A 16366-nucleotide genomic window follows, 5' to 3' on the forward strand; every position below is an offset into this window, starting at 1 on the left:
TATGGAACCGGTGCATGGGAACCGCCACGACGATCTTGCTCCTCACCGCCTTGGCCGGCGCCGCCCAGGACTCCGACGTACCCGTTGCGGAGCCGACGACGCAGGACCTCTTCACGTCCGGCGTGGCCGGCTACCACACCTACCGCATCCCCGCCCTGGTCACGACCGCGAGCGGCGCGCTGCTCGCCTTCTGCGAGGGACGGCGGACGGGCAGCGCCGACTCGGGCGACATCGACCTGCTGCTGCGGCGCTCCACCGATCGCGGGCGCACCTGGTCGGACGTGCAGGTCCTCTGGGACGACGGCACCAACGTCTGCGGCAACCCCTGCCCGGTCGTGGATCGCGAGAGCGGTGCGATCACCCTCTTGATGACCTGGAGCGACGGCGACGTGCCCGAGTCGGACATCGCCGTGGGCCATGGAACCGACTCGAAGCGCGTGTTCCTGAGTCGCTCGACCGACGACGGGCTCACCTGGAGCGAGCCGGCCGACATCACGCCGAGTGTGAAGCCCGTGGAGTGGAGCTGGTACGTCGCGGGCCCAGGTGCAGGGATCCAGATGGAGCGCGGCGAGCACGCCGGCCGCCTGGTCGTGCCCTGCGACCACAAGACACCCGGTCCCGAGGGCACGCGCTTCGAGAGCCACGTCATCCTGTCCGACGACGGCGGCCTCACCTGGCGCGCCGGCGGCAGCGCGCCGAGGGACGCGGTCAACGAGTGCGAGGTGGCGGAGCTGGAGGACGGGAGCCTGCTGCTCAACATGCGGAACTACGACCGCAGCGTGCGCGCGCGCCAGACCTGCACCAGCCGCGACGGGGGCGAGAGCTGGGGCGATCAGCGCCACGACGAGGCGCTGGTCGAGCCTGTCTGCCAAGCCAGCCTGCGCCGCCTGCGTTGGCGCGCGGGCGACGCGCCCGGTGTGCTCCTGTTCTCGAACCCTGCGAGTACCGAGGCACGCCACCGACTGACGGTCCGGGCCAGCTACGACGATTGCCGGACCTGGGCCCACTCGCGCCTGCTCTACGAGGGCAGCAGCGCCTACTCGTGCCTGACCGCCCTCGACGACGGCACGATCGGCTGCTTCTTTGAAGCCGACGACTACGGCCGCCTGGTCTTCGCGCGCTTCGGCCTCGACTGGGTGCAGGCGGAAGCCGAGGCGTCCCGGCGCGATCAGTAGGAGCGCACCAGGTCGATCACCGTCTCCGACACCGTCTCGGCCAAGATCTCGACCTCGATCGGTTCGATCGACTCGTAGCCGTCGAGGTCGGGGAGGTACAGCCAGTAGGACCCCGGCTGGCCGACAAAGTAGATGTAGGCCCCGTCGTCGCGGTGCCCCGTGACGTTGCCGGTTGCGCCCCCGACGGCGATCAGGCTCGGAGTCCACAGTCCGGGGAAGCCGATCGGTTGGCCCTGGTCCCGCAGGGTGACCCGCACGCCGCAGGGTCGTGGCAGCTCGAGCTCGACGGCATTCGGGCCGGAAACCAACTCGACCTGCTCGACCAGTCCGGGGTGCAGGGCCGACGGCCGCACGACCACACGCACCGGACCGGCGGCGACACGTGCTCGGAACTCTCCGGGCGCGGTGCGAACCGCCTCGACCGCGACCCTGCAGCGGCCGTCGGCACCGACGGCGCCGACGTTCACGCTGGGGACGTCGATCGCTCCCCCATCCGGCTCGGCGACGCAACGCAAGCGAAGCTCGGCGGGCGGTGGGAGTCGGAGCGTCTGCTCGCCAGACTGCTCGACGATCAGGTCCGCGCTGTAGCCCAGATCGACGAACTCCGCTCGATAGCGGCCGGGCCTCTTGCCCTCGACCTGTGCGCGACCGCGGAGCAGGCCGTCCTCGGCAGACAGTGGGACGTCGAGCCAGGTGTAGGGCTCGGCGGCGGTGGCCGGCTCGCCGGAGACGAGCAGCACCTCCAGGCGCTTCAGCTCCCAGACCGGGTCCAACTCGAGCACCAGGCTCAGGTCGAACTCGGCAACCACCGCCTCCGCCGCCGGCTGGACGTCGATGCGGATCGTCGTCGTCTCGCCGCGGGCGACGGGGGCGGCGGCGCCGCCCACCAACCGCTCGCGCTTCGACTCGCCCCCGGCGCGCAGCTCGACGCGGTAGTCGCCCAGGGGCACGTGGTCGAACACGAGGGTCTGCGGAACGGCGCAGGCCCGCTCGAGAAGGCGCACGAACCGCTGCCCGCGGTAGAGCAGCAGGACGCCCTCGAAGGGCTCGGAGGGGGTTGCAAGGTCGACGCACAAGCCTCCTCCAGGCTCGAGCTCGACCACGTGGCGCTCGGTGTCCAGGTCCAGCTCGACGAGGCGCCAGGCGTGGTCTCGCGCCGCGATGAACAGGCGCAGACGCCGCTCCCCCCGGCTGTCCCGAACGGCCGCGCCGAGCCGCACCGGCGAGGACCCGTCCCGCAGGACCTCACGGGTTCGCCAGTCGGACAGCGGCAGTGCATCCGCGCCACCGGCCGACGGCATGGCACCTACCAGCAACACGACCCCGTCCAGGTGCTCGCCGGTCGCCGCGTCGCGCACCTCGAGCCAGTGCTCGGGCTCCACTTGCAGGCGCAGCTCCACGGTCCCGCCGGCCTCCAATGCCGCCTGGAGGTCGGGCAGCGGCTCGACCAGCCGCGCCTCGCGGCCCTCGGCGCGGCCGAAGCGCAGGGTCGCGTCGGCGATCGTCCCGCCGCTCTCCCAGCGCGCCTGACCGCCGCGGAAGGGCATCGAGCCCTCGATCCACTCCGCGACGTCTTCTTCCTCTTCGAAGAAGTCCAAGTAGTCGAAGAGCAGCTCCCCGTCCGCGTCGAAGCGCTCGGTGCCGTCGAGCTCGACCACGACCACGCGCAAGCTGACGTGGTAGCGCGGGTCGGACTCGGCGGCGGGGACGACTTCGGTTGCGGTGTTGCCGGAAGCGTCGGCGGGAGTGATCGGAGCCGCGCTGCGCTCGACCGGTCGCGGCGCGCCGGCGGCAACCAAGTCAGGGGACCCGGCCTGTTCGATCTGCGCCGCGTGCGCATTGGGAGCGCTCGCGACCGGGGCTTCGACCTCGCCGCGCGAGAAGAGCCACAGGGCGATCATGGCCACGATTGCCAAGACCGCTGCGATGCCGACGCCCTTCATCGCCCACCCTCCGCGCGCGCCAGCTCGACGATCAGGTCGACGAACTCGCCCCGGGCGACGACGACTGCACGCGGGCGCGGCGCGTCGTAGCCCTCGGCCCCCGCGACTTGCACGCGATAGCGCCCCGTCCCGAGCACGTCGCACTCGACCGACGCGGCGCCGGGCTCGGCGGACACCAGCATCGGGGCGTCGTCGAAGTCGAGTGGCGACAGGCTCACCGACCACTGGGCCGGTCCCAGGTCGAGCCCGCTAGCCGCGTCGCGCAGCCGCACCCGCACCCCATGCCGCGGCGGGATCGTGAATCGCAGGCGGTGCTCGCCGGGCGCGAGGTCGTAGGCGCGCTCGATCTTGCGACCGTCGACGACCGCTCGGATCGCGATCTGGCCCGCGGGCGCGGTGAAGCGCAGCACGCTCGGCTCGTCCGTGTGCTGCAGGGCGGCCGCCGGCGCGAAGGCGTGGCTGCCGTCCGTTTCGGTGAACGCCCGGCCCAGGGCGGGGCCGAGCCAGTAGAGCACCGGCGTGTGTGGCAGCGCAGCGCCGAGGTCGTCGGTCACCTCGACCTCGACCCGGGCCGGCTCGGGGACGCGCAGGGTCGTCGTGCCGGCACCGGTGACGTCGAAGGTCTGCGCCCAACGCAGGTCGCGCAGGTTCGCGCGCCACAGGCCCGCTGGCTGGGCCCCCAGGTCGTAGTGCAGCCAACTCCGACCCGGTCCCGACTCGACCACTGCGGTCGGTCGCAGCTCGAGCCCGATCGGTCGCGCTCGGTCGCCGCCATCCAGGGCGAAGCAGCCGGGAAGCTCGTCCCCGCTCCAGGGCGCGGGCACTTCGATCTCGACCTGCAGCTCGAAGCGCGGAGCCTCGCGCTGCTCGAGCTCCGCGGGCGCGACGGACAGGCGCAGCGGCGTCTCGCCAGCGCCCACGACCTCGCCCCGCGCCGAGGCCAGCACGCGCGAGTTCCCGTAGAGGTCGTCCAGCTCGAGGCTGGCGACGACCTCGCCCGCGGGGACGCCGCTGAATGGAATGACGGCGTCGAGCCCCACGACCTCGTCGACGATCCGCGTCGCTGGGTCGCCGGCCGCGATCCGCAGGTGCAGCTCGTCGGTTCGGCCCAGGCCGTGCAGCTCGACGCGGATCGAGCCACCGGGCGCGAGCTCGACCAGGCGCTCGCCCCCGGCGAAGGGGTCGAGCACCACGGGCTGCCAGGCGTACCCCGCGCCGCCCACGAACCAATTCGCCGCTCGGCCGGGGAGGATCTCGTCGGCGACCGCGGGCGTGACCTCGACCGGCGAGGGCCGGCCCAGGGTCACGGGTTCGATCAAGCCGTCGGCGCGGCCGGGGTGGTGGGCGCTACCGACCGAGCGCACCACGTCGACCGATTCAACCTGCAGCCCGGTTGCGCGGTCGCGGACCACGAGCGTCGCCGCCACGGGCGCGCGGTAGACCAGACGCACCCGGCCGTCGTCGGGGAAGCGCCGCGCCTCGGTCCCCACTGCCCGCACCGCGCTGTCTTCGAGCTTCGCGTCCACGAAGCGCAGCTCTGCCGGTGCGATCCAACCCGTCGGGACCAACAGTTCGAACTGACCGCCGGCGACCACGGGGAAGTAGGTCCGAAAGCCCTTGGTCTCGATCATCTGCACGGCGACCACGCCCGAGGGCCGCTCGTCGATCGAGCCGTCGCCGCGGATCAGGGTCACCGTCCCCGTGAGGACGGCGATCTCCGTCGAGTCGGAGGTCGGCGCCTTCGAGCTCGCCGCGCGGCGGTCCGCGGGCTCGGCACCGACCACCGGCCGCAGGCCCGCGCCCGAGCGCCCGGCCTCGCCATCGACCTCCACCCTCGCCGGGTGGGCGGGTGCGGCTGGCCCGACGCGCCGCGAGGCGGCCCAGAGCGCGAGGCCCAAGCCGGCGGCGAGAGCGACGATGACGAGGGGCGACTTCACTGCAGCTCAGTCCTTCGGCTCGACCTGGATGTCGACGTCGACCATCTCGCCCAGCGCGATCTGGACCTCGACCGGCTCGACCGGCTTGTAGCCGTTGATATCGGGAATGGTCACGCGGAAGCGTCCGGGCTCGTCCACGAGCATCGCGAGAGCCGCCCCTTCCATGTAGCCAGCGCCTCCGACGTCGCCGTCGCCGCCGTCGTCCGGCAGACGCTCGAGCTTCGGTATCCAACTCCAGTCCGTGGGGTTCACCACCACCTCGCCGTGCAGCGCGCGCAGCCGAATCCCCTGGCGGGGCGGCAATCGATACTCGAGCCGCTGCTCGCCGGGAACTACCGTGAAGTGCTCCAAATCGAACCCGCGGTCGGCCGCGAAGACCGAGATCGCGATCTCCCCCACTGGCGCGACGAAGCGGTATTGCCCCGGTTCGTCGAGGGCCTCGGTGCTCTCGTGGGACCAGCCGTCGCTCGGGCCCGTGTAGACCGAGTACCAGCTGACGCCGACACCTTCGGGCGCGGCGCCGGTCAGCTCGTCCACGACCTCGAGCAGCACGGTGCCGGGCTCGGGCGCGTGTATCGAGTAGAGGCCGGAGTGGTCGACGACGATACCGCTGCGCCATCCGAGCGACGGGAACTCCAGAAACCAGTCGCCGCCGAGCTCCTGCTCCAGCTCGAAGCTGAAGCGACGCAGGCCGGAATTCAGCTCGTCGCCGTCGGACGAGGTGAGGTCCCAATCACTCTCCTCGCCACTGGGCGAGTCGATCAGCTCGCCGCTTACGCGCAGCTCGCTCCGGGCCCAGGCCGCGGGAACGTCGACCTGCAGGGCGAAGTCGAAGCGCGGCGCCTCCTCGCCGGCCGCGGCGTCGACGATGACCTCGAGCTGGAGTGGCATTCCGGGCACGAGCTGACCCTGGGCCGAGCCGAAGACGCGCGGGCTGGTGAACCACTCGCCGCGCTGCACCCGCGCGCTGACGCTCCCGGCCTTCAAGCCCGAGAGCCGATGGCGCCCGTCGCCGCGGATCAACTCCTCCGTCAGGAACCCCGCCCCCGTGTCCGCGTAGACGGCCAGGTACAGCCGCTCCTGCGCGGGCATGCCCGTCACGTCGACGACCACCTCGCCGCCGGGAACGAGTTCGACGACGCGTCCCGCGCCGGCGATGTCCACGCCGACCGGCTCCCAAGCGTAGCCGTCCGCGCGTACGAGCCAGTTGCTGCGGCCCGCGGCTCGCTCCCAGGCGGGCAGATCCACCTGCGGCACCCGCACGGGTGAGACCGCGCCCTGCACGATGAGTCTCGGGCGCAGGCCTGGATGGGACCGGTACTCCTCGCCCTCGGCGATGTCGACGCCTGCCAGGGGAACGCCGGTCGCGGCGTCGCGCACCTCGAGTAGAAAGGGTTGCACGAGTCGCAAGCGGAAGACCAGCTCCCGGTCCGCAGGCAGCTGGTAGTCCTGGTCTTCGATCGCCATCGCGAGCAGCTCGTCGAAGTTCCCGCTGCGCAGCTCGATGCGGTCCGCCCCCGCAGCGTCGCCGCCCAGGGGCAGTTCGAACGCTCCGTCGGCGACCTCGACCTCGCTGCTCTGGCCGCGATTCCCGGTCCAGAAGTTCACGTCCAAGCGGCCCGTCGCGGTGGTCGAGATCGAGCCGTCATCCAGCTCGAGCTCGACGCGGCCACGGAGCGCAGTTCCAACAGGTTCAGCCAACGCCGTCGCGCCGTCCGCCTCCGCCGCCTCCGCGGTGGCCGTCTCGACCGACACCCGCTCCTCGGCCGCCTCGCTCGAGGACACCGGAGCGGACAACTCGCTCGGACCTTCCCGCGCCTGCTCGGACGGTGCAGCAGGGGGCTTCGAGGCCGAATCGACCTGGTGATCGCCGCTGGTCGAGATCCAGACCACGCAGGCCGAGATGGCGAGGAGCAGCAGCAGGAAGATCCAGGCGGCGCGATTCACGGGGAGCTCCGGGGGCAAGGGACGGATTCGGGGGGCCAGGGGGACTCGAGGGCAGCGCGGCCGCCTGACGCAGGCCAGTAGCCGGGGCTTCGGGGTGCTAACCTCCCGCCATGAGCGGGCAACCGATTGCCGTCGTCGACGCCTTCACCGACCGAGCCTACCGGGGCAACCCCGCGGCGGTGTGCGTCCTCGAGACGGACCGCGACGCGGAGTGGATGCAGGCGGTGGCGCGGGAGATGAACCTCTCGGAGACCGCCTTCCTGCGGCGCGAGGGGGACACCTGGCGCCTGCGCTGGTTCACGCCGACGACCGAGGTGCGCCTGTGCGGCCACGCGACCCTGGCCAGCGCCCACTGGCTGTGGGAGGCGGGGCTGGCGAGCGCCGAGCGGATCGCCTTCGAGACCCTCTCCGGTCGCCTGGTCGCGGCCCGCGCGCAGGACGCGATCGACCTGGACTTCCCGGCCCGCCCCGCTGCCCGCGCGACGGCGCCGCCGCGGCTCCTGGGTGCTCTGGGCCTGGCCGCGGGGGCCGCGCTCACGGTGGCGGGGGCCGAGGAGGACTGGCTCGTCGAGGTCGCCGACGAGGCGGCCCTGCGAGGCGTCGCGCCGGACTTCGGCCTCTTGGCCAAGGTCGACGCCCGCGGCGTGATCGTCACCGCCCGCGCGGGCGAAGGCTCGGAAGTGGACTTCCTGTCGCGCTTCTTCGCCCCGGCCTGCGGCGTAGACGAGGATCCGGTGACGGGCTCGGCCCACTGCACCCTCGGTCCCTTCTGGGCCGCGCGCATCGGTCGCAGCCGCCTGCGCGCCCACCAGGCCTCGGCTCGCGGCGGCGACCTGGAGGTCGAGCTGCGGGGCGAGCGAGTCGGCCTGATCGGACGCGCAGTGACGACTCTGAGCGGGGAACTCCTGGCGCAGTAGTCGCCGCGCTCAGGTCTCCGCCGAGCGGGGCTCGACGAAGCCGAAGAGCAGCTCCTCCTCACCGTGGCGGACGCGGAAGACCGAGACGCGAACGTCGCTGGTCGAGCCGTCGCGGCGCCGCTGCTGCGAGCGGAAGGTCACCAGACCACCCTGCCCCAGGGGCTGGTCCGACTCACCGGCGGCGAGCAGCCCGCGCCAGGCGCCGTCGACTTGATCGATGGTCAGACCGTCGAGCTCGTCGAGGCCGTAGCCCAGGGCCCGGCAGGCGGCGGGGTTGGCCAAGCGGAAACTCCCGTCGGAACGCAGCACGAGGACCTGCACCGGTGAGTCCATGAGCGCCCGTGCCAGGAGGTCGCGTTCGTAGGAGGAGTGGCCGCGGGCCGTCAGTGGCTCGAAGCCCACCGAAATCACGCCCAGGTCCACAGGACCCAGGCGGCGCAGGCCGACCACGCAGGGCAGATCGATCGCGCCGGCGACGCGCTGGACGAACACGCCGTTGCCCTCGCCCTCGTTGCGGGCTCGCTCGAGATGTTCGGTCCACAGGTCCGAACTGCGGGTGCCGTCAGGTTGGACAGTCGGGCAGAGGTCGTCGACGGCCAGGCCCACGAGGTCGTCGGCGCGAACGCCGAAGAGCTTCAGGGCGGCCCGGTTGGCGTCCATCACGACCGAGGAGTCGGCCCCCACCAGGAGCATTGCCTGGGGGACCAGCTCGATCAGGTCTCGGTGGGTGGAGCCGCTGCCGACGGTGGGGAGAGAAGAGCCAGCGGGATGGGGAGTGGGCATTTCGGCGTTCCTAACGACTCGAAGATCGCGAGCGAACTCCCCAGCCCAGATTCCATCCGAAAGGGGCTGCAAGGGGCCGAGAGCCAAACCAGGTCTTGCGAACCGTTCTCATTTCAACCCGTGCGGCCTGGATCTCCGGGCCTATGTTCCCGCCCCGGCGAGGCCCGCCACCCCGATGAGCAAGCACAAGGACAGCAAGCGCAAGGCCCGGGTGAAGAAGAAGTGCTGCGACAAGCCTCCGCGCAAGAGGTGCAGGCGCTGCCCCAGGCGAGCTGACGCAGAACGCGACACCTAGTGTCCTGGATCCATCACCAGGGTTCGTGCCCAGCACGCCCGAGCGGCGGCCGTTGGCCGACTCTCGCCTGATCACGGGTTGGACGCACCGGCCCCGAGTCCTGGTGACCGAGGCGGACCTGCGTGCCTCGGCAACCCGGCGCTCGGCCGCGCAGCTACGCCGTTCCATTCGATGTGGGCGCTTCCGCCGCGGTGGATGGCGCGACTTCGGGTCCCGCCCAGGTTCGCCGACGATTCGTCAACGGGCTTGTTCGGTCCCGGGAACCCGGCCGTTGGGAGCGCACGAGACGGCCCAGCCGTCCTACGAACTCCCATCGCCCGTGCCGAGCTCTGGCGCTCCTCCCCGACCCCGCCGTGGGCATCGGTACGGGCATTCACTCCCGAGTGTCGAGCGTCCACTCGAACCGGCCTGAAGGACAGAAGCCGCAATTGGGGGGCGCGCTGCGTGGGCATTCGGTTGGCATCGATTCCAGTTGGCATCGCGCCGCCGCCTACCTCGCGCCTCGATGCATGGTCGCAGCAGGCCTCCCGCGACGCTTCGGTTCGCGATGGGTGCAAGCCGCTTCCGTGCCTGCGGCGAGACCTCGAATGACTCCCGACTCGATCACAATGCCGAACACCGCCACGCCGATCGTCGAAGACTCGATCAGCTCACGAGTGCTGCTCTACGGTGGCGCACGAGCCCAGGAGGGCATCGACCTTGCGAGCGAGTTCGGCGTGAACGAGCAGGCGCTCGGAGTGCGTCTGGTGCGGGCCCGACGCGGCGCCGATCGCCAGGCGCTGTTCGTGGAAACCGTCGATCCCGAAGCCATCGCGGCGCCCATGGCCTGGGCCGCGCGCGTCGCCCTATGGGCCCTGGTGCGCGCCTTGGCCCCCCCGACGGTGCGGGTCGAAGGCCAATTCGACACCCCGCGGCTCGCCCACCTCTCGCCGCGGGTGGGTGGTATCGCCGCGCCTGCGATCCCGCTCCCCTCGCTCACGTCGAACAACCACGCGCGGCTGCTCGTCGAGCGACTGGAGGCATTGACCTCCGGGCTCGATGGCCCCCATCACTGGGCCTTCTTCCACGAGCAGGAACCCAGCCGTACCGGCCGCACCCGCGTCTTCGCCTGGGACGAGGCCGAGCGCTCGGGACTGACGGACAGCGCCCGACTGCTATCCAGTGAGCTCGACCTCTTGCGCGGCCTGGCGCGGATCTACGTCGAACGCTGAGCGGGGCGTTCACGCCGGGGGCCGCGCGCGTATCCTGCCCCTCCCGTGCCCAGCCGCGCCCGCCACCCCGCCGTCCGTATCGCCCGCGACCTGTCCGAAGCCCTCGGCGAGCTGCGCTTCAAGCCGCCTGTGGCCCACGTCTACGACCCCTCGGACTACGCGCGCGAACCGCTCGAGGCCTACCTGAAGCGCTTCGCCAATCCGGGCGCCGAAGCGCTGCTGCTGGGCATGAATCCCGGCCCCTGGGGCATGGTGCAGACCGGCGTGCCGTTCGGCGAAGTGGCCATGGTGCGCGACTTCCTCGGCATCGGCGGCCGCGTCGGCCGCCCCGCCGGCGAGCACCCCAAGCGCCCGGTGCTGGGCTTCGACTGCACCCGCAGCGAGGTCTCGGGCCGTCGAGTCTGGGGCTGGGCCCAGGAACGCTTCGGCACACCCGAGGCCTTCTTCGCACGCTTCTTCGTCTGCAACTACTGCCCCCTGGCCTTCCTCGAGGAGGGCGGCAAGAACCGCACGCCGGACAAGCTGCCGCGCGAGGAGCGCCTGGCCATCGAAGAGCGCTGCGACGAGGCCCTGCGGCGCATGGTCGAGTACCTCGACCCGGCCCGACTGATCGGCATCGGGCGCTTCGCCACCGATCGCCTGAAGGCGGCCCTGGGCGACGCGGACGGGCGCCCGATCGGGACCGTGCTGCACCCCAGCCCCGCCAGCCCCCTGGCGAACAAGGGCTGGGCCGAGCGAGCCGAGGCGGACTTCGCGCGGCAGGGCATCGAGCTGCCCTGACTCGGACCGCTTCGACGGCCTGGGGTATCCTCGGAGCCATGAAGCTCGCCCGACCGCTGCCCGCCGCTCTGCTCGCCCCCCTGGCCCTGCTGGCCGCCCAGGCCCTGACCTCCTGCTCCGACGAGAGCGGGCGTTCGGCCGAGGCCGTCGAGCACCTGCGCCAGGGCTTCGGCGAGGCCATGAAGGACGCCGGCGTGGCGCTCGAAGGGCTCAAGGACCTGACCGCGGCCCAGAAGGACGTCTTCCTGGAGCGCGCCTCCGAGCAGCTCGAGGCCCTGGACGGGGAGTTGGCCGCCCTGCGCGATGAAGCCGCTGAGAAGGGCGCGAAGTTGGCCGAGGCCTCGCGCGCGAAGCTCGAGCAGCTCGAGGCCGAGCGTCGCGAGCTCGAGCCCAAGCTCGACCAGCTCCGCAACGCCAGCGACGCGGCCTTCGGCGAGCTGCGCGACGGGTTCATCTCGGCGGTCGAAGCCTTCCAGCAGGCCGCCGCCGAGCCGGCCGTGGTCCCGGTCGGCGACAAAGTCCCCCATGCCGCCGACCAGGCCGACGGCGGCCACTGAGTCACCCGCGCGCTTCGAGCGCGCGAATCGCGCGCTGGGTCGCCACCCGGCGCCAGGCCTCCAGCAGCAGCGCTTCGAGCAGGTCCTCGTCGGCCGCAGCCAACGCGACAGCCACACCGCAGACCTTCGAGCCCCAGGTCAACTCCGCGAGGGCCCCCGGCGCCCGGTCGAGCCAAGCGTCGACACCCTCGACATCGAGCATCACGTTGACGTGATCGGCGTCGGGGACCGTGGCGAAGATGCGCCCCCCCACCCGGAACGAAGCGCGGCCGTGGTGGCCCTGCTCCGAAGCCTCGGGCAGGGCCAGGGCCAGGCGCCGCACGGTGGAGAGCTCAGCCACGTTCAGTCGACGAGTAGGTTGACCCGGAAGCCGATCGTCCCGCCCTGGTTCAGGACCACGTCCGGCAGGCCGTCGTCGGTGACTTCGGCCGCGACGACGATGCCGATCTGGCCGGCAGAGAGCAACGACTCGGGCGAGCGGAACCGCCACGACACGGGGTTCTCGAACAGGTCGGCCCGCTCGAGCCCGATCGGGTGGCCGCCGGCGTCGAGGGTGGCGGCCGAGACGAAGGCCCCGCCTGCGGCGCTCGGTCGACATCCGAAGCCACGCGAGCTGGGTCCGCGCCCCACGGGTCGCGGCCCCAGCTCGCGGGGCGCGGGCCCGTCGTTCAACCGCCCGCTTCGCTATCGACGGCGTCGAGAGTGACCTCGAGCGGCGCGCCGCGCTCACCCGCTCGCACTTCGACGTCGAGGGTCCGCGAGAGGTGACCCTCCGCGTCGAAGCGCAGTTGGTGCCGGCCCGGCGGCAGCAGCACGGCGCGATCGAGGGACGCAGGAAGATTGCCGTTCAGGTAGCGGATGGAGCGCACCCCCGCGAACTGGGCCTCGACGGTGACGGCGGCATCGCGGTCGCCGTCCACGCGCACGACCTTGGCCTCGATCGGCTGTCCGCCCGAGCCACGGACGGTGACCGGAAGCTCTCCAGCGGCCTCGGTCGGCAGCCTCAGGCGAGTCGTCTCGCCGTCGACGATGGTCAGCTCGGCGCCGCGGAACAGGGTCGTCGGCTGCACGGCGTTGATCGGCGTGAACTCCAGGGTCCAGCTCCGTGCGGGGAGGTCTTCGATGCGGTGCTCGCCCCCTGGCGGGAAGACGAACTTCCCCGAGCGCCGCAGTCCTGCGGCTTCGTCCAGGTGATAGATGAACTCGAGGCCGACGAGGTCGAGCCCCTCGGGCGCGCAGAGCACCAGGTCTCCGTGGGGACCGCCGGGCAGGTCGAGCTGGTACTCGAGGGTCTCCCCCACCGCGGGAGCCGTAAGGCTGAACGTGAAGTCGTGCCCGGCGTCGCTGGTCACGTGCAACTCGACCGGTCGCTCGGGGGTGACGACGATCGGCAGGGCGCTGCGCTGGAACGGATCCCAATCGCGCAGGAACGGCTCGCCGTTCTCGGGCCGGACCTCCACCCGCAAGGCGCGCGCCGCAGTGAAACCCGCAGGCACCGTCAGTCGCACGCGCGCCGCCCGGTCGAGGATCTGCACCTCGTCCGCGCTGGCGACCACGTCGAGCGGCTCGGGCTGCAGCTCACCCACGCTCACGTAGACGGTGATCGAATAGAGCCTCGGCGCCATGCCCAGGAGCTCGAAGCGTCCGTCCTCCACGACGGCGTTGGCGCAGTGGATGTGCTCGAAGGCCCCGTCGATCCAATCCAGCTGCAGCAACTGATTGCCGACGGAGAGCTGGAAGTTGTCCTTGGCGCCGTCGAGGCGGCCGACCACCACCGTGCCCTGGGGCTGGAACTCGTCGCCGCTGCGCGCGATCCCGGTGATCGACTCACCGCGCCCGAGCGCCACGTCGCCCAGCTCGAGCGCCGCTCCCGGCAGGAGCTCGACGATGCGCGTCGCCGGGCGCCGCTTCCACGCGGCCGAGAGCAGCGCGTAGCGCCCGGCGCGCTCGACCGTCAGGCGAAGCCGTCCGTCGTCGCCGCTCTGGACCTTGACCACCGCCTTCCCCACCGGCGCGTCCGAGCCCGCGGGAAAGTCGAACAGGGCGGCGAAGTGCTGACCGAGCGGATCGCCGAGCTCGTCCACCAGCCGCAGATCGACGGCGGCCAGGGCCGTCGCGTCGAGCTGCGCCAGGAGCGTGCCCGGAGCTCCTTCCAGGTCGATCCGCACGGGTTCGGCGCGGTGCAGCCCGTGCTCGAGGGACACGACCAGGGACTGCGGCCTCGGCTCCGCTCCCATGAGCCCCTCCAATGGCGACTCGAAACGCGGCAGCCCGGAGGCGTCGACGGCCAACTCCAGCTCCAACGGCGTGCCGACCGGTTCGTCGCCGGATCGCCCCTGCACGCGGACCCGCGCCCCCGCAGCGGCGCTCCCATCGAGCCCGACGACCGTGCCGACCAACCGCCAGGCCGACCCGTCCGCGAGCGCGGCACTCGGCACGGGCGCGCGGTCGGGAGTCGGGACCGATGTTTCGGCGAGGACCTGTAACCGATCGGCCTGCGCGCCGGTCCCGGGGGTGGCTGGGCGGGGGCTGGTGGGCCCGTGGGTTGGTGATTCGGACGGAGCCTGGGCCAGCAGGTCGTCCGCCGCCCCCTCGGCGCCCGGTCCGCTTCCCAAACCGATCCAAGCCGCGATGACAACCAACGCGACAGCGGCAAGGGCGACCAAGGCCTTGTTCACGATCAGAGCTCCGAGCAGGGGGGTTGCGGGGTGCGCGGCACCGAGGGCGGCGGCGCGGGCCTGGGCCAGGAGGGCTTCGCGGGCGACGCACTGCTCCAAGGCCCGGGCCTGGGGCGCGGGGGCCAGGCGCAGGGCCACGGCCGTGGCGATCGACGGCGGCAGGATTCGCCGCAACAGCTCGAGGCCGCGGTGGAGTTGCACGCGTACCGTGCCCGGCTCGCGGCCCAGGTGCGCGGCCACGGACGTGGGCGTCAGGCCTCCGAGCACGGCGCCTTCGACCACCGCCCGGTAGCGCTCGGGCAAGCGGGCGACCGCCCGCCCCACCAGCTCGCGCAGCTCCCTCGCGGCAACCACCTCGGTCGGGTCGACGGCCCGCTCTTCATCCAGCCGCGCCGGATCGGGCCGGCGCGACTCGCCCCGCCGCATGCGCGCCGCGTGGTTGGCCATCAAGCCCACCAGCCAGGGGGTCACCGGACGCGCGGCCTCGTAGCGCTCGGCGCGCCGGATCGCCGTCAGGAAGGTGGCCTGGACCAGGTCGTCGGCCGCCTCGGCGCCGGGTCCCAGACGCGCGGCCACGCGGACCAGCTCGGGTGACAGGGCGTCGTGGAGAGCGCCCAGCGCGTCCACATCACCCTGGTCCCGATAGCGCAGGAACAGCCGATCCAGGTCCCGATCACCCATCGCACCCCTCCGCACGGGAGGTGCATGGCGTTACGGCTGACGGACAGAAACCTGTCGTCCCTCGATCAGTCCTGGCGCGCGGCGGGCACCCGCGGGTTGCCGGCGCCCGTGGCGGGCAGCGCGGCCTGGAGACCGGCGGACTTGGACGCGGCCAGCCGGCCCTCGACCCCGCGCAGGCAGAAGTAACTGAGGCAGCTGCCGACCACGTACATGCCGCTGGTGGTCAGCATCAACACCGAGTAGTCGCCGCCCGCGCGCTCGAGGATCATGCCGCCCACGACCGGCCCGACGACCCATCCGAGCCCCCACATGAACATCAAGAGGGCATTCTGCACCTCGCGCAGGCCCGCGGGCGCCGACTCCATCAGGAAGGTCTTCAGGAGCGGGTGGGCCGAGTTCATCAGCGCGGTCCGCATCAGGAAGGCCACCACGGCCACGGCCGGACTGGTGGCGAAGGCCAGCATCAAGAAGAACGGCAGCGACAGGAGCTGGACCGTCGCCACGCCCCGCACGTAGCCGGCCAGCTGCAGGATCCACGGGGTCATCAGGAACCCGAAGCTCATCAACACCTGGCCGCCGGCGAAGAGCACGCCGATGCCGTCGCTGGTGAACTCGAAGCGCTCCGTGAAATAGAGCGACATGAACGGGATCGTCAGTCCCGAGCCGATCGAGATCCAGACCTGCGGCAGGGCGAAGCGCGCCATCAGGTGGCGGTGCTTCCAGATCGTGGGCAGGAAGGGCGGGCGCTCGGACGCCGGGGGCGGCGGGTCGTCGATGGCCAGGTAGAAGGGCGTTGCGAAGAGCGGCAAGAGGCCCGCCATCGACAGGGCCCAGGCGTGGCCGACCATGTCGTCCCCCAGCCAGGCGGACAGGTGACTGGCGAGCCAGCCGGCCAGGAGCGCCCCGACCACCGAGGCGCCCATGCGCACCGCTTCGCTGACGCTGAACAGGAGCGCCCGGTCGGCCCCGTCCGAGTGGCGGTAGAGGAACGGCGCCCCGGCGACCATGTGGACCGACCAGGCGAAGCCGGTGACCACGTTGGCCAGGGTGATCGCCAGCAAGGAGTCCACCCCGATCGGCCCCATGAAGGGCAGCACCGCGTAGCAGAGTGCGGTGGCCACCGCCGAGAGGCTCAGGATCCGGCGGCCGTTGAAGCGCGAGGCCAGCCAGGCGGCCGGGAGCGCAGCCAACATCTGACCCCAGGCCTGGCCGCCGATCACCGTCCCCACCGCGGGCTTGTCGTAGCCGGCGTGGTCCAGATAAAGGGCCAGCAAGGTGAAGGGGAAGGTGAACGACGCCCCCATGAACACCGCGCCGCACAGGTACATGCGCGCTGGGCGTCGAACGCGGCCCCACTTCTGTCGCCATTCGACGGCCATGGTCAGCCGCGCAGGGTACCCGGGCGAGAGGCATCCGCGCTGCGGGTCGCTCGGGCGGCGGAAGTCCGGGCCGCGGCCGTGGG

At 72.0% G+C, this 16366-nt stretch carries 13 protein-coding genes; 5 read left to right on the forward strand and 8 right to left on the reverse strand.

Annotation, left to right across the window (positions count from 1 at the left end):
* The first annotated feature begins 14 nt into the window (after window positions 1-14).
* Entirely contained in the window at window positions 15-1175 is a 1161-nt protein-coding gene (locus tag Pla133_RS22340; RefSeq protein WP_145069425.1) for a sialidase family protein, read from the forward strand.
* On the opposite strand, the gene Pla133_RS22345 is transcribed toward Pla133_RS22340, so the two are convergent.
* From Pla133_RS22345 to Pla133_RS22355, 3 genes are read right to left on the reverse strand one after another with little or no spacing between them, the layout of a single operon-like run.
* The gene (locus Pla133_RS22345; RefSeq protein WP_145069427.1) at window positions 1169-3118 is read right to left on the reverse strand and encodes a hypothetical protein; all 1950 of its coding nucleotides are present in this window, start codon (window positions 3116-3118) and stop codon (window positions 1169-1171) included. The two genes, Pla133_RS22340 and Pla133_RS22345, sit on opposite strands and share 7 nt — an antisense overlap.
* Window positions 3115-5055, reverse strand: coding sequence for a hypothetical protein (locus Pla133_RS22350; RefSeq protein ID WP_145069429.1), 1941 nt, complete (start codon window positions 5053-5055; stop codon window positions 3115-3117). The genes Pla133_RS22345 and Pla133_RS22350 overlap by 4 nt, the downstream gene beginning before the upstream one ends.
* Window positions 5056-5061: 6 nt before the next feature.
* Complete coding sequence (locus Pla133_RS22355; RefSeq protein ID WP_145069431.1) at window positions 5062-7002, reverse strand: hypothetical protein; 1941 nt, start codon at window positions 7000-7002, stop codon at window positions 5062-5064.
* A 110-nt stretch (window positions 7003-7112) separates the two neighbouring features.
* Between Pla133_RS22355 and Pla133_RS22360 the strand changes: the two genes are divergently transcribed.
* On the forward strand, window positions 7113-7919 hold the full coding sequence (locus tag Pla133_RS22360; RefSeq protein ID WP_145069433.1) for a PhzF family phenazine biosynthesis protein: 807 nt from the start codon (window positions 7113-7115) through the stop codon (window positions 7917-7919).
* A gap of 9 nt (window positions 7920-7928) precedes the next feature.
* On the opposite strand, the gene Pla133_RS22365 is transcribed toward Pla133_RS22360, so the two are convergent.
* Window positions 7929-8702: a PAS domain S-box protein gene (locus tag Pla133_RS22365; protein ID WP_145069435.1), complete on the reverse strand. Its 774-nt coding sequence runs from the start codon at window positions 8700-8702 to the stop codon at window positions 7929-7931.
* Between the two features lie 903 nt (window positions 8703-9605).
* On the opposite strand from Pla133_RS22365, the gene Pla133_RS22370 reads away from it, so the two are divergent.
* The 3 genes from Pla133_RS22370 to Pla133_RS22380 are packed head-to-tail and all read left to right on the forward strand — an operon-like array spanning window position 9606 to window position 11545.
* Window positions 9606-10208 carry a hypothetical protein gene (locus Pla133_RS22370; RefSeq protein WP_145069437.1) on the forward strand — a complete coding sequence of 201 codons (603 nt, stop codon included), beginning with the start codon at window positions 9606-9608 and terminating at the stop codon, window positions 10206-10208.
* Window positions 10209-10253: 45 nt separating this feature from the next.
* The gene (locus Pla133_RS22375; protein ID WP_419191851.1) at window positions 10254-10988 is read left to right on the forward strand and encodes a uracil-DNA glycosylase family protein; all 735 of its coding nucleotides are present in this window, start codon (window positions 10254-10256) and stop codon (window positions 10986-10988) included.
* A 38-nt stretch (window positions 10989-11026) separates the two neighbouring features.
* Window positions 11027-11545, forward strand: coding sequence for a sll1863 family stress response protein (locus Pla133_RS22380; RefSeq protein ID WP_145069439.1), 519 nt, complete (start codon window positions 11027-11029; stop codon window positions 11543-11545).
* Between the two features lies 1 nt (window position 11546).
* Here the strand turns inward: Pla133_RS22380 and Pla133_RS26665 are convergent, their stop codons facing one another.
* From Pla133_RS26665 to Pla133_RS22395, 4 genes are all read right to left on the reverse strand, one after another.
* A complete protein-coding gene (locus tag Pla133_RS26665) occupies window positions 11547-11885 on the reverse strand; it encodes an MmcQ/YjbR family DNA-binding protein (protein WP_419191852.1) in 339 nt (112 codons plus the stop codon).
* A 2-nt stretch (window positions 11886-11887) separates the two neighbouring features.
* Entirely contained in the window at window positions 11888-12217 is a 330-nt protein-coding gene (locus Pla133_RS26670; protein ID WP_419191853.1) for a hypothetical protein, read from the reverse strand.
* Entirely contained in the window at window positions 12214-14904 is a 2691-nt protein-coding gene (locus Pla133_RS22390; RefSeq protein ID WP_145069443.1) for a sigma-70 family RNA polymerase sigma factor, read from the reverse strand. Before Pla133_RS22390 ends, Pla133_RS26670 begins: the two co-directional genes overlap by 4 nt.
* Window positions 14905-14969: 65 nt before the next feature.
* Window positions 14970-16283, reverse strand: coding sequence for an MFS transporter (locus tag Pla133_RS22395; RefSeq protein ID WP_419191854.1), 1314 nt, complete (start codon window positions 16281-16283; stop codon window positions 14970-14972).
* Window positions 16284-16366: the final 83 nt, after the last annotated feature.

This window comes from Engelhardtia mirabilis (assembly GCF_007748095.1).
Classification (GTDB): domain Bacteria; phylum Planctomycetota; class UBA1135; order UBA1135.

Bases quoted from the DNA above. Each gene is read 5' to 3' on its own strand.
- Pla133_RS22340 (WP_145069425.1), top strand. From the start codon at position 15: ATGGGAACCGCCACGACGATCTTGCTCCTCACCGCCTTGGCCGGCGCC.
- Pla133_RS22345 (WP_145069427.1), bottom strand. From the start codon at position 3,118: ATGAAGGGCGTCGGCATCGCAGCGGTCTTGGCAATCGTGGCCATGATC.
- Pla133_RS22360 (WP_145069433.1), top strand. From the start codon at position 7,113: ATGAGCGGGCAACCGATTGCCGTCGTCGACGCCTTCACCGACCGAGCC.
- Pla133_RS22365 (WP_145069435.1), bottom strand. From the start codon at position 8,702: ATGCCCACTCCCCATCCCGCTGGCTCTTCTCTCCCCACCGTCGGCAGC.
- Pla133_RS22370 (WP_145069437.1), top strand. From the start codon at position 9,606: ATGCCGAACACCGCCACGCCGATCGTCGAAGACTCGATCAGCTCACGA.
- Pla133_RS22380 (WP_145069439.1), top strand. From the start codon at position 11,027: ATGAAGCTCGCCCGACCGCTGCCCGCCGCTCTGCTCGCCCCCCTGGCC.
- Pla133_RS22390 (WP_145069443.1), bottom strand. From the start codon at position 14,904: ATGGGTGATCGGGACCTGGATCGGCTGTTCCTGCGCTATCGGGACCAG.
- Pla133_RS22395 (WP_419191854.1), bottom strand. From the start codon at position 16,283: ATGGCCGTCGAATGGCGACAGAAGTGGGGCCGCGTTCGACGCCCAGCG.